The sequence below is a fragment of the Lacinutrix sp. MEBiC02595 genome (assembly GCF_053601555.1).
The window spans coordinates 827851-851825 of sequence record NZ_JBSHNU010000243.1 but is presented as its reverse complement, the minus strand read 5'-3'; the positions used below and the strand labels follow the sequence as shown (position 1 = coordinate 851825).

The window sequence follows — 23975 nt, the reverse complement described above, 5'->3', positions numbered from 1 at the left end:
AAGTTTCAATCTTATGGTTGAATCTATCATCCCTTCATATCCATTTTTCAAATAAGGCAATGTTGTTGCTTTCCTAAATTTTCTAAACAACAAGGTATCTGCTAAGTCCACTTTTACTTTTTCGTAATAAAAATAATATCCTTCTTTTTTTAAAGAGTCTATTTTATTCTTAACATCGATATAAAACAAATCCGTACCCAAATGAGCAATAGGAAAGAAAACAATTTGTTTCTCCTTCTTTGTCATTCGTTGCAATTTAATCGCATCATTAAACACTCCAATTCTCTCTAAATGGGAGTTGAGCAATACACTTTTACAATTAAGGAAGACAACACTAATTAACAATAAGACTATAGTCTTCTTCATATTTAAGAATTTTAAACACTTTAATATTTATGGGGCTTTATATTATGGACAGATAAAATCATGTAAAATTGCTAAAACGTCATTTGGACAATTACCAAAATTAACATTCCTCAAGAATTCCAATTATTGTTATCTACCTATTATTAAAGTTTTACCGACTTTGAAACATGAATAATTACTATCGTCATATCTTCAAATGAAGTAAGAACAAGTCTCTTCTATACTTAACTTTTAACAACAACTAAATATAGAAAATTTTCTACATAAAACAAAATATTTATCCTCTAAAGCACTAATTATTAAACAATAAGACAAATTTTAATCTTTTAGAAAATGGATATTGCGTGTTAAACCACTAAACTTGGTACGCTTTACTGCAGATTTCTGAAACACTTTACTAAAGGTTTCTTGCGTAATTTCTTCCCAGTCTTTTTTTGTCATTTCTAACAATTCTGGCTTCGGATTGAAAAGTGGTTCGTTATGCGGTTTGGAGAATTTATTCCACGGACAAACATCTTGGCAAACATCACAACCAAACATCCAATCGTCAAAAGAACCTTTCATACTATTTGGCAATTGGTCTTTTAACTCAATAGTAAAATAAGAAATACATTTACTGCCATCTACTACATACGGTTCTGTAATGGCTTGCGTAGGACAAGCATCAATACAAGCAGTACACGTTCCGCAATGGTCTGTTGTAATACTATCATATTCTAGATCTAGATCGACAATGAGTTCGGCAATAAAATAAAAGGAGCCCGTTTGTTGGGTTAGTAGATTACTGTGTTTACCAATCCATCCTAATCCTGATTTTGCAGCCCAAGCTTTGTCTAAAACTGGTGCAGAATCTACAAAAGCACGTCCGGAAACTTCGCCAATTTCTTCCTGAATGTATTGTAAAAGATGTTTGAGTTTATCTTTTATTACGAAGTGATAATCGGTACCATAGGCGTATTTCGAGATCTTATAACTTTCTGAATTTTGTATTTCGGAAGGATAATAATTCAATAATAAAGAAATCACAGATTTAGAATCGTCCACCAGTTTTGTAGGATCGAGTCGCTTATCAAAATGGTTTTCCATGTATTGCATTTCGCCATGCCTGTTTTGGTTTAACCAATTTTCCAATCTTGGTGCTTCGGTTTCTAAAAATGCAGCTTTACTAATACCACAAGACAAAAAACCGAGGCGTTTGGCTTCCGTTTTTATACCTTTTGTGTATTTCGCTTTATTATTTATCATTACGCTCTTTTCTCAAACTTTAAAAAGGCATTTTTTGGTTTTAATGTGATTAGCGGTGTAATTTCTATCGCTTCAAATTGCGCTTGAATTTTAAAACTCTTCACTAGTTCTTTAACTGCCAAAATCATTTCGAACATCGCAAAGTTATTTCCTATACATTTTCTTGGTCCAGCTCCAAATGGAAAATACTGCGAGGAGAATTTCCTGCTTCCTTCCCCAAAACGTTCTGGCATAAACTGCTCTGGATGCTCCCATAATTTTGGATGGCGATGTATTTCGTAAACGGAAAACAACAAATTGGATCCCGCTTCTAAATCCAAACCATTAAAACTATCTGCATTGACATTCACGCGATCTATAAAATAAGCTGGAGGATACAATCGCATGCCTTCTTCTATTACTTGCTGCGTTATTTTTGAAGACATAATTTGCGTCATTAAATCATCCGATTCGGCATCCACTCTAACTATTTCTTCATGAATTTTTTCTTGCCATTCTGGATGTTTCGCTAACAATTGAAAGATAAAGGTTAGCGCGTTAGATGTGGTTTCATGACCCGCTGTAAAAAGAATTAGAATTTCATCGATGAGTTGTTCTTCTTCCATCGCTTGACCATCTTCATACCTAGCATCTAAAAGCATGTCTAATAAATCGTTGTGTTTTTCTTCGGAAGCTTTGCGTTCATTAACAATACGGCGTAATATATTTCGTGCTTCTTGGGTTAAATCTAATTCATGTTTTAATTTTCCGCTTAACTGAAACCACCATCCTAAATAAGGTTGCCGTAATTCTTTAACCAACATTTTTTGTCCAGATTCTGTAATAAATTGCAATCTGTTAATCTGTTCCTGATTTGCAGCACTACTAAATAACGATTTAACCACCGTTTGAAACGCTAAATCATTGCATATAGGAAAAACATCTATGGTTTGGTGCACTGTGATTTTTTGGTATTCGGAAAGAATAGCTTCACGAATGCTACCTAATAAATTATTTAATTGATTTTTATGAAAAGCTGGCTGAATCAGTTTACGTTGTTTTCGCCAATGTTCTCCTTCGGAAGTAAGCAACCCCTTACCAACATACTTTACTAAATCTTCTGTTTGGATCTTAGACTTAATATAATTCTTTTGATTTTTCTGAAGTGCATATTCTGCCAAAGCAGCATCTCGACTAAAAACAACTTTAGATTTAAAACCTATATTTAAACAAAAAACATCGCCTAACTTTTCGAAATATTTATGATGAAAAGGAAGTGGATTTTTAAGTATTTCTAAGGAATGCTTAATAAAATTAAAAAGAGAAACTTCTGGTATTTTCTTATTCATTTATACTTTATAAATAGTTCCTATTTTGTTTTGTGTTCCTCTTTGCATTAACGATTGCGCAATTGTTGGAGCTCATCTCTGATAGCGACTTGTAAAAGCGTGACCAACCGAAGCTTTTTTTAGCGAAGGTTGGGAATGCCCTAAAACAAACCTCCTTGCGTTGGTCCTTTCACTCTTCCCAAATGTTTATAAGCAAGTTCTGTTACTTCTCTACCTCTTGGCGTACGCATTATAAAACCTTGTTGAATAAGGAAAGGCTCATATACTTCTTCTATAGTTTCGGAGTTTTCACTAACAGCAGTTGCTAACGTCGTGATACCAACTGGTCCTCCTTTGAACTTATCTATTAAAGTGGTAAGTATTTTATTATCCATTTCATCCAAACCATGTGCATCTACATGCAATGCCTCTAGCGCATAACGTGCAATTTTAATATCTATGCTACCATTCCCTTTAATTTGAGCAAAATCACGTACACGACGTAGCAGTGCATTTGCGATTCTTGGTGTTCCTCTACTTCTCCCTGCTATTTCGATTGCAGATTCCATGGAAATTGGCACTTCTAATATTTCAGCACTACGCTGCACAATGGTCGTTAGTAATTTTGTGTTATAATATTGCAGTCTACTTTGTATACCAAAACGCGCGCGCATTGGAGCGGTTAACAATCCGGATCGTGTAGTTGCTCCAATTAAGGTAAACGGATTTAGATTTAACTGTACCGTTCTTGCGTTTGGTCCAGACTCGATCATGATGTCAATTTTAAAATCTTCCATTGCAGAATACAAGTATTCCTCTACAATTGGACTTAGACGATGTATTTCATCTATAAACAAGACATCGCGTTCTTCTAGATTGGTAAGTAATCCTGCTAAGTCTCCTGGTTTATCTAAAACAGGTCCGGATGTAACTTTAATTCCAACTTCCAACTCATTAGCTAGAATGTTAGCTAAGGTTGTTTTACCCAATCCTGGAGGTCCATGAAACAGCGTATGATCTAATGCTTCACCACGACCATTTGCGGCTTGAACAAAAATCTGAAGATTTTCTAATACTTGTTCTTGTCCGGTAAAATCGTCAAAGGATAATGGTCTTAACTTTTTTTCGACATCTAATTCTCCTGGTGAAAAATTATCGTCCGTTGGATCTAGGTTTTCGTTCATGCTTACTTTCCACGAAAGTGGGAATCTAGTATTGATTAAAATATTAAAGATTCTGAAACTAGTTCAGAATGACAAAGAAGTCAAAACAAATATAATGAAAAAGACCTTTGGAATATTATATATATCCAAAGGTCTTTTCTTAATTGTTATGATGTTCCTGTTAATACAGGTATATCTTAGTGTTGTAGTTCTTCTTCACCTTCTTTTAAAGGAACGTTTTGAGGAACGAAATCTACATCATGTCCTGGTTTAGAATAGTCATAAGACCATCTGTATACGTGCGGAATATCTCCTGCCCAGTTTCCATGTATGTGTTTTACTTCTGTAGTCCACTCTAAAGTAGTAGCTCTCCATGGATTCTTTTCAGCTTTCTTACCAAAGAACATACTGCTAAAGAAATTATATAAGTAAATCAATTGCACTGCTCCACCTATTAAAGCAAAAACAGTAATAATTACGTTTGTATTTGCTAAATCGTCAAATAATGGAAAGTTTGAATTTGTATAATAACGTCTTGGTAATCCTGCCATACCAATAAAATGCATAGGGAAGAATACACCATAAGCACAAATTGCTGTTATCCAGAAATGGATATAACCAAGATTCTTATTTAACATTCTACCAAACATTTTTGGATACCAATGGTAAATTCCTGCGAACATACCATAAAGAGCAGATATACCCATTACTAAGTGGAAATGCGCAATTACAAAATATGTATCGTGTACGTTAATATCTAATGCAGAATCTCCAAGAATAATTCCTGTTAAACCTCCAGTAATGAAAGTAGAAACAAATCCAATAGAAAACAGCATGGCTGGATTCATCTGAATGTTCCCCTTCCAAATAGTGGTTATCCAGTTAAAAGCTTTTACTGCCGAAGGAATTGCAATTAATAAAGTTGTAAATGTAAATACAGAACCTAAGAATGGATTCATTCCTGAGATAAACATATGGTGACCCCAAACGATAGTAGAAAGGAATGCAATTGCTAAAATAGAAGCAATCATTGCACGATACCCAAAAATTGGTTTACGTGAATTGGTTGCCATAATTTCAGAAACTAATCCCATTGCTGGTAAGATTACAATATATACTTCTGGATGTCCTAGGAACCAAAATAAGTGTTCAAACAATACCGGTGATCCACCTTGATAGTGCAATACTTCCCCTTGAATAAATATATCGGATAAGAAGAAAGATGTACCGAAACTTCTATCCATTATTAACAATAAACATGCAGATAACAATACAGGGAACGAAACTACTCCAATAACTGCCGTTACAAAAAACGCCCAAATTGTTAAAGGTAATCTAGTCATAGACATTCCTTTAGTACGCAGGTTTATAACAGTAACAATGTAATTTAAAGAACCCAATAATGAAGAAGCAATAAAGATAGCCATTGAAACTAACCATAGAGTCATTCCCATTCCTGAACCTCCTTGTGCCATTGGCAATGCAGATAATGGTGGATAAATTGTCCAACCTGCTGCTGCTGGTCCCATTTCTAAAAATAGTGAAGATAACATGATAACACTAGATAAGAAAAATAACCAATACGACACCATATTTAAGAAACCGGAAGCCATATCTCGTGCTCCAATTTGCAATGGAATTAGTAAGTTACTAAAGGTACCACTTAACCCTGCTGTTAATACAAAGAATACCATGATAGTACCATGAATAGTTACTAATGCAAGATATATATCTGCATCCATAACTCCTCCAGGAGCCCATTTACCTAATAATGCTTCAAAAATTACATTAGGCTCTTCTGGCCATGCAATTTGCATACGAAACATAAGAGACATAATAACTCCAATAACTCCCATGATTGTACCAGTAATTAAATACTGTTTTGCAATCATTTTGTGATCTTGGCTAAATATATATTTAGTTACAAAAGTTTCTTTATGATGATGCTCTTCGTGTGCTTCGTGATCGTGTGTATCTGCGTGTGCTGACATAATTTAATATTCTTTTGTCTTATTAAATTTAGTTAATTAGTGAGTTTTTGAAAGCCTTCTGTTCTTTCATCCAAGCGTCATACTCTTCTTGAGTTTCCACAATTATTTTCATTTGCATGTTGTAATGTGATTTTCCACAAATCTTATTACATAATAACAAATAATCAAAATCATATCTTTCTAGAGCTTCTTCTCCTTTAGCAATTAATTTCTTGCTTTTTTCTACTCTAATGCTGTTAATATTTGCCACCTTATCAATCATATCCGGGTTTTGGCGCATATCTGCAGTTGTTACCGTAGGTGTAAAACCAAACTGTGTAATCATACCAGGAACACAGTTCATTTGTGCTCTAAAGTGTGGCATGTATGCAGAATGTAATACATCTTGCGAACGCATTTTAAATAATACCGTACGCCCTACAGGTAAATGCAATTCGGATGTGATTACATCATCTTGGGCATTTGGATCTGCTTCGTCTAGACCTAAAATATTAGCTCTATCGATATCAATTAAACGAACATTTGCTTTTCCCAAAGTATTATCTACTCCACTATATCTAGCTTTCCAGTTAAACTGCTGTGCATATAATTCTATCACTAAAGGATCGTCATCTTCGTTTACATTCATTATATCCGACCAAGTAAATAATCCGTAAATGATTAAACCAGCTAAAACAATAACAGGAATAACAGTCCAGATAAACTCTAAAGTGTTATTATCTGCAAAGAATAAAGCTTTCTTTCCTTTTTCTCCTTTGTATTTGTAAGCAAAGTAGTGCAATAGAAATTGCGTAATGGTTTGCACTACAAAAATAAGTGCCATGGATATCAGCATTAAATTATCTACTTCTGGACCATGTGCTGATGCAGAATTAGATGTTAATGGTAAATCCCCTAATTCTACAAAACTCCAAATAGTTATGAGATAGATGAACGCTAAAAAGCCCATCATTAAATAACCATTTAAGGTATTATCTTTGTCTGTTGCAACCTGGCTATTTGATGTACCTACTTGAGCTAAATCAAATATTTTAACCATCTGCCAAATGGCAATTGCTATAAATACTAAAACTAAAATTGTTAATAAAACAGTCATTGTTGTCTATCGTCTTTATTTATATTTTATTAATAATGGAAATTTTCACTTTCTTTTACAAAAGGATTTCTCTTCGCTAATAATGGTGCTTTCGTTAAAGCATTAAATACTACATATATGAATAATCCTGCGAACAAAAATACTGCACCTATTTCAGGAATACCAATAAACCATCTATCTCCTACTGTTGCCGGCATAATCATATTGAAAACGTCTACATAGTGTCCTATTAGGATTACAATACCTGCCATAACTACAAACCATGGAACACGTTTATAATCACTATTCATTAATATTAAGAATGGGAATACTAAATTAAGTACTAACATTCCAAAGAATGGTAATCTATAGTCTTCAATTCTAGTTATAAAGTACGTAACTTCTTCAGGAATATTGGCGTACCAGATTAACATGAATTGTGAGAACCATAAGTATGCCCAGAAAATACTAAATCCAAACATGAATTTAGCTAAATCATGTAAATGACTATCATTTACTAACTCTAAGTAACCCTTAGATTTTAAGTATAGAGATATAAATGCGATTACAGTAATACCACAAACCATCATACCAGCTAACACATACCATCCAAATAAAGTAGAGAACCAATGTGGATCTACACTCATTATCCAATCCCAAGACATCATAGATTCTGTGTATAAAAAGAATACTAAGAATGCTGCTGAAATACGAAAAGTCTTCTTAAAGTTTTTGTCATCTGTTGCATTATCTTGAGCAATGGAGAATTTACGAGAAAATTGTCTGTATAACACCCAACCTCCAGTAAAGATTAAACCTCTAAAAATGAATCCCCAAATGTTTAACCATCCAGATTTCCCTTGAATTAATTTATCGTGAGCCACTACTTCTGGATCCATCCATACAAATATATTGTTGTGACCAATAAAGTGAGATGCTGCAGCAATAGCTATTACTATTAGAGCGCCAGGAAGTAAATATGCTGTGATACCTTCCATTACTCTAAATAACACAGGAGACCAACCAGACTGCGAAGCCCATTGTACTGCGTAAAAAGCTAAAACTCCAAGAGCAATCATCATAAAGAAGAATGCTGCTACATATAATGCAGCCCAAGGTCTGTTAGCAATTTGATGTTGTACATGCTCGACATGTTTTGTATGCTCATCTACATGTGCATTTTCCGTTGCATGCGCATCCTGTGCGTTTTCTGTTACTGCATGTGCAGCTTCTTCGCCATGACCGCTACCGTGATGTGCTTCATCAGCTAATATTGCTTCCACGTCTTCAAAGGATTTATGAGATGTCATAAAACCATATCCAACTCCTAATAATCCTAAAATCATTAGTGCGAAAGAAAATGTCTTTAATTTATTTGAGAATGTGTACATATCTATATATAAACTTTATCTAATCTTATTTTTCTAAATCAGCTTTCAACGTTAAAACATAAGCAATTACTTGCCAACGTTCTTCTTCGTTAAGTTGGTTTGCGTAAGAACCCATTGCATTTTTACCATAATAAATAGTATGATAAATACTTCCTGCATTTATAGCTCTTCCCGCATCGTCATAACTTGGTATACCTAGTATTTTTTCACGCTTTACTAAGTTTCCTTGCCCGTTACCTTTATTACCATGGCAAATACCACAATAAATATCGTATAATGCTTTCGCTTTATCTTCGTCAAATTCACTAGCCGTTAACGGACTTACTAAATTTGCTTTTGCTTCTTCGTAACCAGCTGTCGTATTCTCAATTTCAAAAGGAGTATATCCTCTTGGAATGGTTCCTTCTACTGGTAATTGTGCTTCTACTCCATTTGCAAATGCAGCAGACTCGCCATACGCCTCATAAGGTACAGGTTCATACATGTTAGGCATGAATTGATAGTTAGGTCTAGAATCTTTTTTACAAGATACTATTGAACTTACTACAAGTACGAATACAAATATTTTTATTAAATGCTTCATATTAATGTTCATCTTCTTTATCAATAATATTTACTTCTACAGCTCCTGTTTCTTTTAACAAGTTTGTTAGTTCGTTTTCATTACCATGAACAGCGATTTCCATTAAAAAATGATCATCTGTTGTTCTAGGGTCTGGATTTTCTGCTTTCTTAAAAGGCCACATTCTACTACGTAAATAAAATGTAATTACCATTAAATGTGCTGCAAAAAACACCGTTAACTCAAACATGATTGGCACGAATGCTGGCATGTTTTCGATATAACTAAAACTTGGTTTACCACCTATATTTTGTGGCCAGTCTTCAATCATAATGAAATTCATCATTAAAGTTGCTACTGCTAAACCAACACATCCATACATAAAAGATGCAATTGCTATTCTTGTTGGAGCTAATCCCATTGCCTTGTCTAGTCCATGAACTGGAAAAGGGGTATATATTTCTTCAATGTGATACCTTTTGGCTTTAACGGCCTTAACGGCATTCATTAACACATCGTCGTCTGTATAAATAGCGTGAATTACTTTTGAAGCTTCCATATGCTACTTTTAGTTTATTAGTTGTTTAGCTTGTCCTGCCCAATCGTCACGTTCTGCTCTTCCTGGGAATGATTCTGTAATAGAATCTAACAAGTCATATTCATTTTTAGTCATCTTACTTACTTGTAAGAAAGTATAAATACCAATGCTATTTAATACTTCTTCCATTTTTGGTCCAACACCATTAATCTTTTTAAGATTATCTGCTGTTTGTGTATTAGAATCAAAGGTTCCTATAGTCCCTAAAAGGTTTGTTACTCTACTTGAATTATCTTCAATTGAAGTATCTGCTACTTTTTCTACTTTAGGTTTAGAAGCAACAACAGCATTTCCTGATGTTCTAGAATCTGTTCCTGTTCCTACTAAGCTATCTCCTCTTTCTCTGATTTTTTTATAACGTTCACCAGAAGATTTCAATATAGTTTTAACCTCTGCTTGCGCAATCACCGGGAATGTACGAGCGTATAATAAGAATAACACAAAGAAGAATCCTATGGTTCCAATAAAGATCCCTATATCTACAAATGTAGGAGAGAACATGGTCCATGATGATGGCAAATAATCTCTGTGCAACGATGTTACAATAATTACAAAACGTTCAAACCACATACCGATATTTACTACAATCGAGATAAAGAAGGAGAACATGATACTTGTTCTTAACTTTTTGAACCACATAAACTGTGGGGAGATAACATTACATGTCATCATGGACCAATATGCCCACCAGTAAGGTCCTGTTGCTCTATTTAAGAATGCAAATTGTTCATATTCTACACCAGAATACCAAGCAATAAATAATTCTGTTATATATGCTACACCAACTATAGAACCAGTAATCATAATTACAATGTTCATTAATTCTATATGTTGTACCGTAATATAATCTTCTAGGTTACACACTTTTCTCATAATAATAAGAAGCGTATTTACCATTGCAAATCCTGAGAATACCGCTCCTGCAACAAAGTATGGAGGAAAAATGGTAGTATGCCATCCTGGAATAACAGAGGTTGCGAAATCAAAAGATACAATCGTGTGTACCGAAAGTACTAAAGGCGTTGCTAAACCAGCAAGTACTAAAGACACTTCTTCAAAACGTTGCCAATCTTTTGCGCGACCAGACCAACCAAAACTTAACAAAGAATATATTTTCTTTTGAAAAGGTCTAACGGCTCTATCTCTAAGCATTGCGAAATCGGGTAATAAACCTGTCCACCAGAAAACTAGAGATACAGATAAATACGTTGAAATTGCAAATACATCCCAAAGTAATGGGGAGTTAAAGTTTACCCATAGAGATCCAAATTGATTTGGTATTGGTAACACCCAATATCCTAACCATGGTCTTCCCATATGTATGATTGGAAATAATCCAGCTTGAACTACTGAGAAAATTGTCATTGCTTCTGCAGAACGGTTAATTGCCATTCTCCATTTTTGACGGAACAGTAAAAGTACTGCAGAAATAAGTGTTCCTGCATGACCAATACCAACCCACCAAACGAAGTTAGTAATATCCCAAGCCCAACCAACGGTCTTGTTTAAACCCCAAGTTCCAATACCCGTAGATACTGTGTAGAGTATACATCCAATCCCCCAAAGAAAAGCGACTAATGCAATAGAAAATACTATCCACCATTGCTTGTTTGCTTTCCCCTCAACAGGTGCAGCTACATCCACAGATACATCGTGGTATGATTTTTCACCTGTAACTAAAGGTCTTCTAATAGGTGCTTCGTAATGAGACGCCATAATGCTTTATAATTGATTCTTAATTAATTTTTATGCTTCGGTTGTATTTCTCACTTTAGTATGATACTGCACATTAGGCTTAGTACCAACACTCTCTAATAAGTGATACATACGGTTATCTTCTAAAAGTTCTGCAACTTTAGATTCTTTATCGTTAATATCTCCAAATACCATTGCTCCACTACTACAAGCAGCTGAACACGCGGTTTGGAATTCACCGTCTTTAATTACACGTCCATCACGTTTTGCATCTAGAATTGTTTTTTGTGTTTTTTGAACACACATAGAACATTTTTCCATCACACCACGAGAACGAACAACAACATCTGGATTTAATACCATACGTCCTAAATCATCATTCATGTGGTAATCAAACTCATCATTCCCATTATATAGGAACCAGTTAAAACGACGCACTTTATACGGACAGTTGTTTGCACAATATCTTGTACCTACACAACGGTTATATGCCATGTGGTTTTGACCTTGACGACCATGAGATGTTGCAGCAACAGGACAAACAGTTTCACAAGGTGCATGATTACAGTGTTGACACATTACAGGTTGAAAAGCAACCTGTGGGTTATCTGCTGCATGCTCCAATTCTCCGAATTCACTTAAAGAACTGCTTAAACCTGATATATTATCTTTCTTTTCGTTATCCCCTGCAAAGGTAGTTTCTGAAGAATAATATCTATCGATACGCAACCAGTGCATATCACGACTACGTCTTATCTCTTCTTTACCTACTACCGGTACATTGTTTTCTGCGTGACATGCAATAACACATGATCCACAACCTGTACAAGCATTTAAATCTATAGAAAGGTTAAAGTGATGTCCGATAGAACGATCAAATTCTTCCCAAAGATTTGCATCTTTCGATGTTACCGGAATTTCTTCATGGTTAAAAGAAACTACAGGAACTGCATTCCAGTATTTTTTATCTTTCGTATTAAATACTTCTAAAGTTGTTTCCTTTATAATATCTCCACGCCCCATTAATGTGTTGTGTAATTGTACACAAGCAAATTCATGCTCTCCAGGTACAACTTTTACAGACACATCACTTTGCACTGTATTAAAATCTTGGTAGAAAGGAAATACATTCTTACCCGTTTGCATTTCTTCTTTTAATCCGTTTTTACGACCAAAACCGAAAGACATTCCTAAAGAACCAACCGCTTGACCTGGTTGAATAATTACTGGAACTACTTCTGTTATACCGTTAACGGTTAATTCTACAATACTAGAGTTTAAACCACCTGTTGCAACATGCCAATTTCTAACACCAAATTTCTCGGCATCTTTAGCAGACATTGTTAAGTAGTTATCCCAAGTTGTTCTTGTAATAGGATCTGGAAATTCTTGTAACCATGGGTTATTGGCTTGTTGACCATCTCCCATTCCTGTTTTAGAATATAAGGTTAACTCTAAATCGGATGTTTTAGCTGAAGCCGCTAAAGCTCTTGCTGCATCTCCACCAGATTTAGCAGACATACCTGCTACAGAACCACCATTTGATGTTGTAGTAGAAGACGTAGTACTTGTATAGGTATTTTTATCTTCTTCTTTTATCCCAACTCCAACAGCAGCATCATGAATGACACCACCAACCCAAGTTCTATCTTTTTTATCGTTTAATTCTGTTGAAGTAGTTTCTATGGTATTACTTGAAGCACCATTTGCTCCTCCAATAGATGATCCTGCAACAAAAACACCATCATGTAATGCTTTGTTAAAAGAACCGCCACTTACTATACTAGACTTCCATGTTTTTTTAATATAATCATGGAATGACTCGCTATTTCCTGTCCACTTTAATAAAGTATCTTGAAATTGTCTTGTATCGAATAAAGGACGAATTGTTGGTTGCATTAAAGCAAACTGTCCCTTTTTCATTTCTACATCTCCCCAAGATTCTAAATAGTGAGGTGCCGCGGCAACATATGTGGAAGCGCTAGCCGTTTCGTCTGTTTTCATAGAGAAACAAACCGAAACTAAATTTTCATTATTTAATCCTTCCGCAAAATCGGAAGCATTTGGTAATGTATATAATGGATTTACACCACTCATGATTAAAGCGCCAACTTTACCTGCTTTCATATCCGCAACTAAAGCATTTACTGCTTTATCATTCCCTTGTCTTGTTTGTATTGGCGAAGTAGTATCAAAAGCTCTAGAGTTTAAAGCTTCATTTATTTCTAAAACTACTGTTTGTGCATCTACATCTTGTAATCCTGTTACTACAACTCCGTTTCTTCCTGCTTTCTTAAGCTGTGAAGCTGCTTGACGTATTGCTGTATCCGTTGCTTCTGGTAACGTTCCTGATACAGAACCACCAACCACATAAGAATACAATTTAGCTAAAGCTATTTTTTGTTGACTTGGCGTTAAAGGAATACGTTTATCTGCATTTGCTCCAGATAAAGACATATTAGATTCTATCTGAATATGACGAGACATTTTTCCGTGTGTTGGAATTTTATTCTTCGCATATCCGGAATCAAAACCTCCACCTTGCCAATCTCCTAAAAAGTCAGCACCAACAGATACAATTGTCATTGCTTTAGAAAAATCATAATTAGCTAAAGCGCGTTCACCGTACTTCGCTTGGTAAGCATCTAATGCAGCAGATTCTGAAACAGCATCGTAAACTACATGACGAACATTGCCGTATTTCTCTGTAAACTCTGCAATTAATTTTGAAGTGGATGGACTAGCAAAAGTTTGTGTTAATAAAACAATGTCTTTGCCAGAACCCTTTACAGCTTCTAGTTTTTGCATCATTGCATTATCAAGTTCTGTCCATGAAATAGCATTTTCGCCTTGCATTGGACCTTGAACCCTTAAACTATCATACAACCCTAAAACCGACGCATTAACTCTAGCATTAGCGCTTCCATTAGAAGGAGCCATGGTATTGTTTTCGATTTTAATAGGACGACCTTCTCGAGTTTTAACTAAAACAGATGCAAAATCAAATCCATTTGCAATGGTAGTTGCATAGTAGTTTGCAACACCAGGAATAATTTCCGTTGGTTGTACTACATAAGGAATAGACTTAATAACTGGTCCTTCACAGGCAGCAAGTGATGCCGCGGCTGTACTAAAACCAACATATTTTAAGAAATCACGACGCGTAGTTGAAGAAGATTCTAAAGTTTCTTTATTTCCTAAAAATTCGTCTGTAGGAATTTCTTCAACAAATTCGTTTTGTTTTAGCGCCTCAACAATAGAGCTATTTTCGTTTAGCTCCTCAACACTTTTCCAGTATTTCTTGTTTGATGACATATTATATAATTGAATTACTTCTTATTAATTTATTTAAAATTTTTCCGCTATAGCGAAAAGAAAACTTACTACCTTATTATTAGTAGTGACATTTTCCACATTCTAATCCACCCATTTGCGCTGCAGTTAACTGCTCTACACCATATTTCTTAGATAACTCTTCGTGAATTTTTGTATAGTATGCGTTGTCTTTTACTTTCACATTTGTTTCTCTATGACAGTTAATACACCAACCCATTGTTAATGGAGCGAATTGTGACACTATCTCCATTTCTTCCACAGGACCGTGACAAGTTTGACATTCAAGACCTGCAACCGTTACGTGTTGCGAATGATTAAAGTATGCGAAATCTGGTAAATTATGAATTCGTATCCATTTTACTGGTTGTGGATCGCCTGAATATTTTTGATCTGCATCATTCCATCCTGCTGCTGCATATAATTTCTGAATTTCGCCATCGTAAAACTCTTTTGAATATTCTGCAGATGTTTCTCCTGTATATTCATACACTGATTTATGACAGTTCATACAAACGTTTAAAGAAGGAATACCTGATGTTTTACTTACTCTAGCAGAAGAGTGACAGTATTTACAATCGATACCGTTATCTCCAGCATGAATCTTATGAGAAAAGTGTATTGGTTGCACCGGTTGGTACCCTTGATCTACACCTACTTGCATAAAAAAGCCATAAACAAAATAACCACTAGCTAATAAAAAGAATATTGCCGTTACCAATACTAAGAATTGATTTTGCGCAAATGCCTTCCATAATGGAACACTTTTATCTTTTATAGCAACATCTACTCCTTTAGCATCTGCAAATCTGCGTAAAGTTTTAGTTACTAAAATTAACGCTAGTGCTAACAAACCGAACAAGACAGCTAATGCGCCTAAGATTAATTTATTAGAAACACCATCTCCAGTACCTGATGCTGGAGTAACTCCAACTTGTGTCGCAGCTCCTGCAGCTGGCGCTGCTGCTTCTTCAGCAGTATACGCTAAAATATTACTAATATCATCGTCCGATAGTTGCGGAAAAGCAGTCATTGCAGCTCCTCCAAACTCTTTATAAATCTTGTCTGCATACGCATCACCAGATTTAATTACTCCTGAACTATTACGAATCCAAGCAGAAAGCCAAGCTCTATCTAAACCTTCAGCATCTGACAAACGTTGCTCTACATTACGTAAAGCTGGACCTGTCATTTTCTTGTCTAATTTATGACAAGCAGCACAATTGGCGTTAAATAAAGATTTACCCTTAGCTGGATCACCTTCTTGAGCAGAAAGCGCCATGGAAAACGTTAGCAAAATAATTAAGCTTAAACGAAGAATAGTTGCACTTAATTTACGGTGAATCACCTGTTTCATATTATTTTTTGAATTAACTTCTAAACTTTGGTATGGTTTTTTCATTTACTAAAAGAAAAAATACAGTTATAAAATCTCAAGCAAAAGTAATATTAAAAGTCGATTTTAGAAATGTTAGGGAAGTGTTAATTGCTAATTTAGAGAAATTCTAAATAATAAAACAGCTAACTATTTAGTTTAGAACATTTACATTTGCATCAAACCTCATATAAAATGAAATTATTAAAAATAAAACAAATCATTCTTTCCACATTTATAATATTTGCATTTACAGGTATTTGTAGTGCACAACAAGGTACTGTTATTGTAAATCAAGATCCGGAAATTACCGAATTGTTAGCGCTAAAAAAAGAAATAAACAAGAATGAAGACGCTAGTGACAGATATAAAATACAGATTTATTCTGGAAGAAGAAGCACCGCAGAAAGTAACCAAACAGATTTTAGAGGTAGTTATTCGCAATGGTCTAGCAAATTAGTTTATGAAACGCCAAACTATAAGGTATGGATTGGTAGTTTTAGAAATAGATTAGAAGCGGAGCGTGCTTTATTGAAAGTGAAAAAGAAATTTCCAAATGCTTTTCTTTTTAAACCAAAAAAGAAGAAAGAGTAAAATAAAAAAAGCGACCGATGGTCGCTTTTTTATTTACAGAAAGTCTGATTTTTATACTTTAACTATTTTTTTATTACTTCTTTATTTTCCTATTTAAACTTAACAAAGTAAATTCCGGAATTAAGTGTTGATACATTAACAACGATAGAATTTGCACTACTAAGAACCAAATTACACAGAACATTATACATATATGCAGGACCGATACTTCTGTAAGCATGTTTCATGTTAAGAATATTTTTAACTGGATTAGGATACCTATTTATCTCATTTTCTAATTCTACATCTATTATACTTAAAGTCGTGTCTTGCACAGTTCCCGTTAAATTATTAATTTCTCTACAAAGGGATTGTGTTACGCTGGTACCTTCCAACCAAGCACCTTAACTTAAACTTGGAGAATTTGGTAAAGATATTTCCGCATTATAATACAATACGTAGGTATTTAAAAACGTACCATTTCCATAATCCGCAAGGATTTCCCAACGGGAATTAGTTATATTCCAAGCAATTTGAAATTCGCAATTCCCTACTCCATCGCCAGGTGAATTCTAGTCTACAGGATTTGTTTCAAAGGTATTTCTACCTGTCTCATCTAATGATTTTTGAATAAACATATAATCTTCTGCTTCTATTAGTGGATGGCAAGCATTTAGCGTTATTGTTTGGGCTCTTACATTTACACCAACCAACATAAAACTCATTATTAAAATTAGATTTGTTTGTTTCCTCATAAATCTAATTTCTTGGAGGATAAAGTCCTCTTACACATATAAGAAAAGGTACGGTTTGATATGGCTCTATCTTCTTTATCTAGCAGCTTTGTTTTTGCAGGGTAATTATTCATTGGTAAAGAACTATCTCCTTCCTCCACAATAGCAGTTACATGGTTATTATGTACTTGCAAATTTTCAACTTGTACACTGCTGATAGCATAACCACCAGCATCATCTTGGGTATATTGGTTACCATAGTGCATTGGGACACGACCTCTAAAATCTGGCAATGTAAATGTAATGTAACCATCACCTCCATGGGTTATGTCTAGCACAGAAAATAAAGCTGGGTTTTGACCAATTTGAATAATTTGCCTTCACATTTCATCCAATTATTAATTGTGAAATCTCTAGCAAACATACCTATTTCTCCTATATTGGCATCTTGCGAATTACCGTATTACTAAAAGCAAGCATAGTAGAAAATATAAAATTGTTATTAGCTTTTCAAAAAACGGTAAAATGAATTTTAAAAAAAAAGCGACCAATTGGTCGCTTTTAAAATAATTATATGAGAGAAGAAATTATTTCAATTTCTTTTTCACTTCTACTTCATGGAATGCTTCAATAACATCTCCTTCTTTAATATCATTATAGTTTTTAATCTGCGTACCGAAATCATACCCTTTAGCAACTTCTTTCACATCGTCTTTAAAACGTTTTAATGAAGTTAACTCTCCAGTATAGATTACTACACCATCACGGATTAAACGAATTCCTGAGCTTCTATAAATTTTACCAGTTAATGCCATACAACCTGCAATACTTCCAATTTTAGAAACTTTAAAGATTTCTCTAATTTCTGCAGTACCTGTAATTTCTTCTTTAAGCTCTGGAGATAACATACCTTCCATAGCATCTTTAAGATCGTTAATAGCATCATAGATAATCGAGTACATACGGATGTCGATTTCTTCTTTGTCTGCTATTTGACGTGCATTACCCATTGGACGCACATTAAATCCTATAATAATAGCATCTGAAGCAGTTGCTAATAATACATCACTTTCTGTTATTGGTCCAACACCTTTATGAATAATATTTATTTGAATTTCTTCCGTAGATAATTTCTGGAAAGAATCTGTTAATGCTTCTACAGAACCATCTACATCTCCTTTTAGTATAATATTTAGCTCTTGGAAATCACCAAGTGCAATACGACGACCAATTTCATCCAGTGTTATATGACGTTGTGTACGTACAGATTGCTCACGTTGTAATTGCGTACGTTTGGTAGCAATTTGTTTTGCTTCCCGTTCGTCTTCAAATACATTAAATTTATCTCCTGCTTGTGGCGCTCCATCTAAACCTAGAATAGATACTGGTATGGATGGCCCAGCTTCTAAAATTTCATTTCCACGCTCATCATGCATTGCTTTTATTTTTCCACTGTTTTTACCAGCTAAAACATAATCCCCAATACGTAATGTACCAGCTTGCACTAAGATTGTAGATACATATCCACGACCTTTATCTAAGAATGCTTCCACAACAGTACCCTGCGCTAATTTGTCAGGATTTGCTGTTAACTCTAACAATTCGGCTTCTAAAAGTACTTTTTCTAATAGTTCTTTTACTCCTGTTCCTACTTTAGCAGAGATATCATGAGATTGAATTTTACCTCCCCAATCTTCTACTAAAAGGTTCATTTGCGCTAATTTCTCTTTAATTTTTTCTGGATTAGCGTCTGGCTTATCTATTTTATTAATTGCGAAAATTATTGGAACTCCTGCTGCTTGTGCATGCGAAATAGCCTCTTTAGTTTGTGGCATGATGTCATCATCTGCTGCTGCAACAATAATTGCTATATCTGTTACTTGGGCTCCACGAGCACGCATTGCCGTAAAGGCTTCGTGACCTGGAGTATCTAGAAATGCAATTTTTTGTCCGTTATCTAAAGTTACTCCGTAAGCACCAATGTGCTGCGTAATTCCTCCAGACTCCCCTGCGATTACATTTTCTTTACGTATATAATCTAGAAGTGAAGTTTTACCATGATCGACGTGACCCATTACAGTTACAATTGGTGCACGTGGTTTTAAATCTTCTGGTTTATCTGCAACTTCTTCTATAGATTCTTCACGATCTGCTTTTATGAATTCTACTTGGTAGCCAAACTCATCTGCAACAATAGAAAGTGTTTCTGCATCTAAACGTTGGTTCATGGTAACCATCAAACCAAGCGACATACATGCCGATATAATTTGTGTTACTTGAACATCCATCATAGTTGCAACTTCATTTGCTGTTACAAACTCTGTTACTTTAAGAATTTTGTTTTCTGCTGCTTCTATTTGTTGATCAATTTCAGTTTGCTCTCTATGTTGATCTCTTTTGTCTCTTCTATATTTAGCACCTTTACCTTTACTAGATTTTCCTTGCAGTTTTTCTAAGGTTTCACGTACTTGTTTTTTAACATCTTCTTCGCTAGGCTCTTCTTTTACAATTGTTCTTCTTCCTTTGCCTAATCCTGGTTTGCTATTTCCTTTAAATCTGCTGTTTCCGCCACCGGTATTTCCTCCTGGTCTATTATCTCCTGGTTTAGAAATTCTACGACGTTTACGTTTGTTATCTGCAGATTTATCGTCTTTCTTAGGGTCTTCTTTTTTCTTTTTAGGTTTATTAAATTGGCTTAAATCAATTTTAGTACCTGCTATTTTTGGACCTGTAAGTTTTTGATATTTTGTTTCAACCTTTTCTTCCTTGTTAGGTTGATCTTCTGTAGTAGTAGTTTCTTCTTTTTTAGTAGCCGCTGGTTTTATCGTTTTTACAACTTCTTCAACCTTTTCTACTTTTTTAGTTTCTTCTACCTTTTCTACCTTTACTACTTTTTCTACTTTTACAGTTTTTTCCGTTTTCTCCACCTTAACTGGTGTTTCCGGTTTTTCTGTTTTAGCAGGTTGTACTACCTCAGGTTTTTTAATTTCTTGAGGTTTCTCAACTTGTTTAGGTGCTACAGGAGCTACTTCTTCTTTAACCGTTTTTTCTAGCTTAACTTCTTCGGTTTTAGGTTTTGGTTCCTCTTTCGCTTTTTTAGCTTTTGGATCTAAATCTATTTTACCAACTTGTTTCGGTCCAGACAGAGTAGATCTAGCTTTAACAATTTCTTGTCTTGCTTCTTCTCTTTTGGCTTCAGCTTTTTGTTTTTCTTCAATTTCTTTTTCACGTTGTTCACGCAAAGCCTCTTTTTCTTTGAGTTTTGCTTCACTAACTTCTTGAGACGCCATCCTTTTGGACGCATCTGTTTGAAATTCGTTTGAAAGAATTTGGTAAACTTCTTCTGAAATTTTTGTAGTAGGACGCTTCTCTATTTCGATGCTTTTAGATTCTAGAAAATCTACTGCACGATCGATAGAGATGTTAAGCTCGCGTAATACTTTATTTAATCTTACTGTTCCAGCCATAAATTGCTTGTAATGTAATATAACCTAAAAATATGTTAGTCTTCGAATTCTGCTTTAAGAATTCTAACCACTTCGTTTATTGTTTCTTCTTCTAAATCGGTACGTTTTACTAAATCTGCAACTTCTTGTTCTAGTACACTTTTTGCGGTGTCTAGTCCAGCTTTGCTAAACTCATCAATAATCCATCCCTCAATTTCATCTGAGAATTCACGTAATTCTACATCTTCTTCTGCACCTTCTCTAAACACATCAATTTCATAACCTGTTAGTTTTCCTGCTAAACGTATGTTGTGTCCTCCACGACCAATAGCTTTACTTACTTCTTCTGGTTTTAAAATTGCTTCTGCTCTTTTATTTACTTCATCAATTTTAATAGATGTTACACGAGCAGGACTTAATGCTCTTGTAATATACAATTGTAAATTACTTGTGTAATTAATTACATCTATATTTTCGTTTCCTAATTCGCGAACAATTCCGTGAATTCTAGATCCTTTCATACCTACACATGCTCCTACAGGATCAATTCTGTCGTCATACGAATCTACGGCTACTTTTGCTTTTTCACCTGGAATGCGCACTACATTTTTAATAGTAATTAAACCATCAAAAACTTCTGGAATTTCTTGCTCAAATAATTTTTCTAAAAATACAGGTGTAGTTCTAGACATTATTATTGCAGGTTTATTTCCTTTTAGCTCTGCACTTTCAATAATTCCTTTTACATTATCTCCTTTACGGAAAAAATCAGAAGGAATTTGTTTATCTTTTGGCAAGATGATTTCGTTTCCTTCATCATCTAAAAGTATTACCGCTCTATGACGAATATGGTGAACTTCAGCAGTATAAATTTCTCCTACTAATTCTTGAAATTGCTTATATATATTCGTGTTATCGTGTTCGTGAATTTTAGATATTAAGTTTTGTCTTAATGCCAATATAGAACGACGACCAAGGTCTATTAATTTAACCTCTTCGGATACATCTTCACCAACTTCAAAATCTGGCTCTATTTTTTGTGCTTCTGTTAACGATATTTCTTGATTTGGTTCTTCTACTTCACCATCTGCTACTACTATTCTGTTTCTCCAAATTTCTAAATCCCCTTTATCTGGGTTGATAATAATATCAAAATTATCATCATCACCAAATTTCTTTTTTAAAGCATTTCTAAAAACATCTTCTAGAATAGCCATTAAGGTTACACGATCTATTAATTTATCGTCTTTAAATTCTGAAAAAGAATCAATTAATGCAAGATTTTCCATAACTCCTTTAAATTAAAATTTAATCATAACTTTTGCTTCTACAATATTTTCGTAGGCAATATCTGCCTCTTTTTGGACGGTCACTTTACCTTTACCAACTGGCTTAGGCTCTCTGCTCTTCCACTGCAAAGTGATTTCATTTTCAGTAGCATCTACTAGCGTACCTTCTATGTTATCTGTTTTTGTTTTAACTTCTAAAAGTCTACCAATGTTTTTAGTGTATTGACGTTTATGTGTTAAAGGAGAAGTTGCTCCTGCCGATGCTACTTCTAAAGAAAAATCTACTTCTTCTCTATCTAGATTGTTATCTATAGCTCTACTAATGAAGATACAATCTTCTACTGTAACACCATCATCACCATCTAAAATAACCTTTATTGTGTTATCTGCTTCTATAGAAAATTCTATAAGGAATAAATTTGGCTTTTCTTCTAAGCCTGCTTCTAATAAGTCTTTTACTGTATTCTTAAACATTTTTTGGTATAAAAAGAGGGGACTTTTCGTCCCCTCATCCTTTTCTTTTTCGTTTCAACGCTGCAAATATACAATTTTTATCTTGATTTGCAATAAGGTTTGAATTGTCATTTTAATTTCTTAAATTTAAGGAGCTATTCCTCTTAACTAAACCTTTCAAAAACATGAAAAAAATACTTGTACCAACGGACTTCTCAGAACAAGCAAATTATGCGCTTGAAGTTGCCGCACAGTTAGCCAGAAAAAACAACGGAGAGATCTATCTGCTTCACATGCTAGACTTACCTTTAAATCAGATACCTGAACTTGGCGGAGACACTGTAGGTAATATTCCAGAAGCAATGTTTTTCATGAAATTAGCACATAATAAATTTGAAGAAATCTTAAGCCAAGATTTCTTAAAAGGAATTACTATTCATGAAACCGTAGATTTTCACCAAACTTTTGAAGGCATAAAAAACACATGTAAAGAACATCGTGTAGACATGATAATCATGGGCTCTCATGGCGCAAGTGGATTAAAAGAAATGTTTATTGGCTCTAACACAGAAAAGGTAGTACGCACTTCAGATGTTCCTGTTCTTGTAATTAAGAACGAACACGAAAATTTCACTATTAATGATTTTGTATTTGCTTCAGACTTTAAAAACGACAGCAAAGAAACATACAAACAAGCTACAGAATTAGCACAAGCTTTTCATTCTAAAATTCATTTACTATTTGTAAATACACCTAGTCGATTTACAACAACAGCAACTGCCAATGCTAGAATATTAGATTTTATTAAGGATTCTGATTTTAGCAATTATGAGATTAATATTTTTAATGACGAATCTGTAGAAAAAGGAATTCTAAATTTCTCTCATATTATTGGAGCAGATTTAATTGGTATTAGTACACATGGCAGACAAGGAATCGCTCATTTTTTTAACGGAAGCATTAGCGAAGACCTTGTAAATCATGCAAAAAGGCCAGTGATTACCTTTAAAATATAATGTACCAAAGTATTGCAATCCAAAAAGTCTTCCTTTTCAGGAAGACTTTTTTACTTCTCGCCAAAACAAAAAAAATCCCTACTTATAAAAGTAAGGATTTATTTAATTAATGTTGGCCCACTAGGTCTCGAACCTAGACTCTTCTGCACCAAAAGCAGACGTGTTGCCAATTACACCATGGGCCAATATCTCAAACGAGAGTGCAAATTTAACACAAAGTTTTATTTGCGCAAACTTTTTTAGATAAAAAATAAATAAATTTTAATCTTTTTTTTAAAAACGCAGTGTATCAGATATTTCAACCTTACCAACAAACTACTATTCTTCCTATTTTAGTTATGAAAACCTTAAAATCTATGCTCA

General features: G+C 34.4%; 20 protein-coding genes and 1 tRNA gene. 2 read left to right on the top strand and 19 right to left on the bottom strand.

All coding sequences use genetic code 11. The features are described from left to right. The 12 genes from ACVCZW_RS17340 to ACVCZW_RS17285 form a co-directional block, all read right to left on the bottom strand. Positions 1 to 366: hypothetical protein (locus ACVCZW_RS17340; protein WP_452233018.1), on the bottom strand; the 366-nt coding region annotated here is incomplete at its 3' end. Between the two features lie 318 nt (positions 367 to 684). Continuing rightward, the gene (gene queG, locus ACVCZW_RS17335) at positions 685 to 1611 is read right to left on the bottom strand and encodes a tRNA epoxyqueuosine(34) reductase QueG (protein WP_452233017.1); all 927 of its coding nucleotides are present in this window, start codon (positions 1609 to 1611) and stop codon (positions 685 to 687) included. Then, positions 1611 to 2939: a cytochrome P450 gene (locus ACVCZW_RS17330; protein ID WP_452233016.1), complete on the bottom strand. Its 1329-nt coding sequence runs from the start codon at positions 2937 to 2939 to the stop codon at positions 1611 to 1613. Before ACVCZW_RS17330 ends, queG begins: the two co-directional genes overlap by 1 nt. Before the next feature lie 140 nt (positions 2940 to 3079). Beyond that, entirely contained in the window at positions 3080 to 4102 is a 1023-nt protein-coding gene (gene ruvB, locus ACVCZW_RS17325) for a Holliday junction branch migration DNA helicase RuvB (protein ID WP_452233015.1), read from the bottom strand. A 176-nt stretch (positions 4103 to 4278) separates the two neighbouring features. Next, a complete protein-coding gene (locus tag ACVCZW_RS17320; protein ID WP_452230948.1) occupies positions 4279 to 6072 on the bottom strand; it encodes a cytochrome c oxidase subunit I in 1794 nt (597 codons plus the stop codon). A gap of 28 nt (positions 6073 to 6100) precedes the next feature. After that, positions 6101 to 7168: a cytochrome c oxidase subunit II gene (locus ACVCZW_RS17315; protein WP_452233014.1), complete on the bottom strand. Its 1068-nt coding sequence runs from the start codon at positions 7166 to 7168 to the stop codon at positions 6101 to 6103. Between the two features lie 29 nt (positions 7169 to 7197). Then, the gene (locus ACVCZW_RS17310; RefSeq protein WP_452233013.1) at positions 7198 to 8538 is read right to left on the bottom strand and encodes a quinol:cytochrome C oxidoreductase; all 1341 of its coding nucleotides are present in this window, start codon (positions 8536 to 8538) and stop codon (positions 7198 to 7200) included. 25 nt (positions 8539 to 8563) lie between these two features. Further along, on the bottom strand, positions 8564 to 9121 hold the full coding sequence (locus ACVCZW_RS17305; RefSeq protein WP_452230945.1) for a c-type cytochrome: 558 nt from the start codon (positions 9119 to 9121) through the stop codon (positions 8564 to 8566). Between the two features lies 1 nt (position 9122). Then, on the bottom strand, positions 9123 to 9659 hold the full coding sequence (locus tag ACVCZW_RS17300) for a DUF3341 domain-containing protein (protein ID WP_452230944.1): 537 nt from the start codon (positions 9657 to 9659) through the stop codon (positions 9123 to 9125). A gap of 9 nt (positions 9660 to 9668) precedes the next feature. Further along, positions 9669 to 11414 (bottom strand): NrfD/PsrC family molybdoenzyme membrane anchor subunit, encoded by a 1746-nt coding sequence (gene nrfD / locus ACVCZW_RS17295; protein ID WP_452233012.1) that lies wholly within the window; start codon positions 11412 to 11414, stop codon positions 9669 to 9671. Positions 11415 to 11444: 30 nt separating this feature from the next. Continuing rightward, a complete protein-coding gene (locus ACVCZW_RS17290; RefSeq protein ID WP_452233011.1) occupies positions 11445 to 14708 on the bottom strand; it encodes a TAT-variant-translocated molybdopterin oxidoreductase in 3264 nt (1087 codons plus the stop codon). Between the two features lie 79 nt (positions 14709 to 14787). Continuing rightward, the gene (locus ACVCZW_RS17285; protein ID WP_452231174.1) at positions 14788 to 16083 is read right to left on the bottom strand and encodes a c-type cytochrome; all 1296 of its coding nucleotides are present in this window, start codon (positions 16081 to 16083) and stop codon (positions 14788 to 14790) included. A gap of 213 nt (positions 16084 to 16296) precedes the next feature. Between ACVCZW_RS17285 and ACVCZW_RS17280 the strand changes: the two genes are divergently transcribed. After that, positions 16297 to 16695, top strand: coding sequence for an SPOR domain-containing protein (locus ACVCZW_RS17280; protein WP_452230941.1), 399 nt, complete (start codon positions 16297 to 16299; stop codon positions 16693 to 16695). Positions 16696 to 16784: 89 nt separating this feature from the next. Here the strand turns inward: ACVCZW_RS17280 and ACVCZW_RS17275 are convergent, their stop codons facing one another. The 6 genes from ACVCZW_RS17275 to rimP all read right to left on the bottom strand — a co-directional run bounded on the left by ACVCZW_RS17275 (position 16785) and on the right by rimP (position 22617). Beyond that, entirely contained in the window at positions 16785 to 17069 is a 285-nt protein-coding gene (locus tag ACVCZW_RS17275; protein WP_452233010.1) for a T9SS type A sorting domain-containing protein, read from the bottom strand. A 177-nt stretch (positions 17070 to 17246) separates the two neighbouring features. Next, positions 17247 to 17429: a hypothetical protein gene (locus ACVCZW_RS17270; protein WP_452230940.1), complete on the bottom strand. Its 183-nt coding sequence runs from the start codon at positions 17427 to 17429 to the stop codon at positions 17247 to 17249. Further along, positions 17426 to 17773, bottom strand: coding sequence for a phage tail protein (locus tag ACVCZW_RS17265; protein ID WP_452231172.1), 348 nt, complete (start codon positions 17771 to 17773; stop codon positions 17426 to 17428). Before ACVCZW_RS17265 ends, ACVCZW_RS17270 begins: the two co-directional genes overlap by 4 nt. A gap of 222 nt (positions 17774 to 17995) precedes the next feature. Further along, positions 17996 to 20875 carry a translation initiation factor IF-2 gene (infB, locus tag ACVCZW_RS17260; protein ID WP_452230939.1) on the bottom strand — a complete coding sequence of 960 codons (2880 nt, stop codon included), beginning with the start codon at positions 20873 to 20875 and terminating at the stop codon, positions 17996 to 17998. A gap of 35 nt (positions 20876 to 20910) precedes the next feature. Then, positions 20911 to 22143, bottom strand: a complete 1233-nt coding sequence (nusA, locus tag ACVCZW_RS17255; RefSeq protein ID WP_452230938.1) for a transcription termination factor NusA — start codon at positions 22141 to 22143, stop codon at positions 20911 to 20913. Between the two features lie 12 nt (positions 22144 to 22155). After that, on the bottom strand, positions 22156 to 22617 hold the full coding sequence (gene rimP, locus ACVCZW_RS17250; protein ID WP_452230937.1) for a ribosome assembly cofactor RimP: 462 nt from the start codon (positions 22615 to 22617) through the stop codon (positions 22156 to 22158). A 164-nt stretch (positions 22618 to 22781) separates the two neighbouring features. On the opposite strand from rimP, the gene ACVCZW_RS17245 reads away from it, so the two are divergent. Then, a complete protein-coding gene (locus ACVCZW_RS17245) occupies positions 22782 to 23612 on the top strand; it encodes a universal stress protein (RefSeq protein ID WP_452233009.1) in 831 nt (276 codons plus the stop codon). A 112-nt stretch (positions 23613 to 23724) separates the two neighbouring features. On the opposite strand, the gene ACVCZW_RS17240 is transcribed toward ACVCZW_RS17245, so the two are convergent. Beyond that, positions 23725 to 23797 (bottom strand) — tRNA-Gln (locus ACVCZW_RS17240). Between the last annotated feature and the right edge of the window lie 178 nt (positions 23798 to 23975).

Excerpts from the sequence above, each read along its gene's own strand:
- ACVCZW_RS17280 (WP_452230941.1), top strand. The coding sequence starts at position 16,297 with ATGAAATTATTAAAAATAAAACAAATCATTCTTTCCACATTTATAATA.
- ACVCZW_RS17305 (WP_452230945.1), bottom strand. The coding sequence starts at position 9,121 with ATGAAGCATTTAATAAAAATATTTGTATTCGTACTTGTAGTAAGTTCA.
- ACVCZW_RS17320 (WP_452230948.1), bottom strand. The coding sequence starts at position 6,072 with ATGTCAGCACACGCAGATACACACGATCACGAAGCACACGAAGAGCAT.
- ACVCZW_RS17330 (WP_452233016.1), bottom strand. The coding sequence starts at position 2,939 with ATGAATAAGAAAATACCAGAAGTTTCTCTTTTTAATTTTATTAAGCAT.
- queG (WP_452233017.1), bottom strand. The coding sequence starts at position 1,611 with ATGATAAATAATAAAGCGAAATACACAAAAGGTATAAAAACGGAAGCC.
- nusA (WP_452230938.1), bottom strand. The coding sequence starts at position 22,143 with ATGGAAAATCTTGCATTAATTGATTCTTTTTCAGAATTTAAAGACGAT.
- ACVCZW_RS17310 (WP_452233013.1), bottom strand. The coding sequence starts at position 8,538 with ATGTACACATTCTCAAATAAATTAAAGACATTTTCTTTCGCACTAATG.
- ruvB (WP_452233015.1), bottom strand. The coding sequence starts at position 4,102 with ATGAACGAAAACCTAGATCCAACGGACGATAATTTTTCACCAGGAGAA.
- ACVCZW_RS17245 (WP_452233009.1), top strand. The coding sequence starts at position 22,782 with ATGAAAAAAATACTTGTACCAACGGACTTCTCAGAACAAGCAAATTAT.
- ACVCZW_RS17300 (WP_452230944.1), bottom strand. The coding sequence starts at position 9,659 with ATGGAAGCTTCAAAAGTAATTCACGCTATTTATACAGACGACGATGTG.
- rimP (WP_452230937.1), bottom strand. The coding sequence starts at position 22,617 with ATGTTTAAGAATACAGTAAAAGACTTATTAGAAGCAGGCTTAGAAGAA.
- ACVCZW_RS17270 (WP_452230940.1), bottom strand. The coding sequence starts at position 17,429 with ATGAGGAAACAAACAAATCTAATTTTAATAATGAGTTTTATGTTGGTT.
- ACVCZW_RS17285 (WP_452231174.1), bottom strand. The coding sequence starts at position 16,083 with ATGAAACAGGTGATTCACCGTAAATTAAGTGCAACTATTCTTCGTTTA.
- ACVCZW_RS17290 (WP_452233011.1), bottom strand. The coding sequence starts at position 14,708 with ATGTCATCAAACAAGAAATACTGGAAAAGTGTTGAGGAGCTAAACGAA.
- nrfD (WP_452233012.1), bottom strand. The coding sequence starts at position 11,414 with ATGGCGTCTCATTACGAAGCACCTATTAGAAGACCTTTAGTTACAGGT.
- infB (WP_452230939.1), bottom strand. The coding sequence starts at position 20,875 with ATGGCTGGAACAGTAAGATTAAATAAAGTATTACGCGAGCTTAACATC.
- ACVCZW_RS17315 (WP_452233014.1), bottom strand. The coding sequence starts at position 7,168 with ATGACTGTTTTATTAACAATTTTAGTTTTAGTATTTATAGCAATTGCC.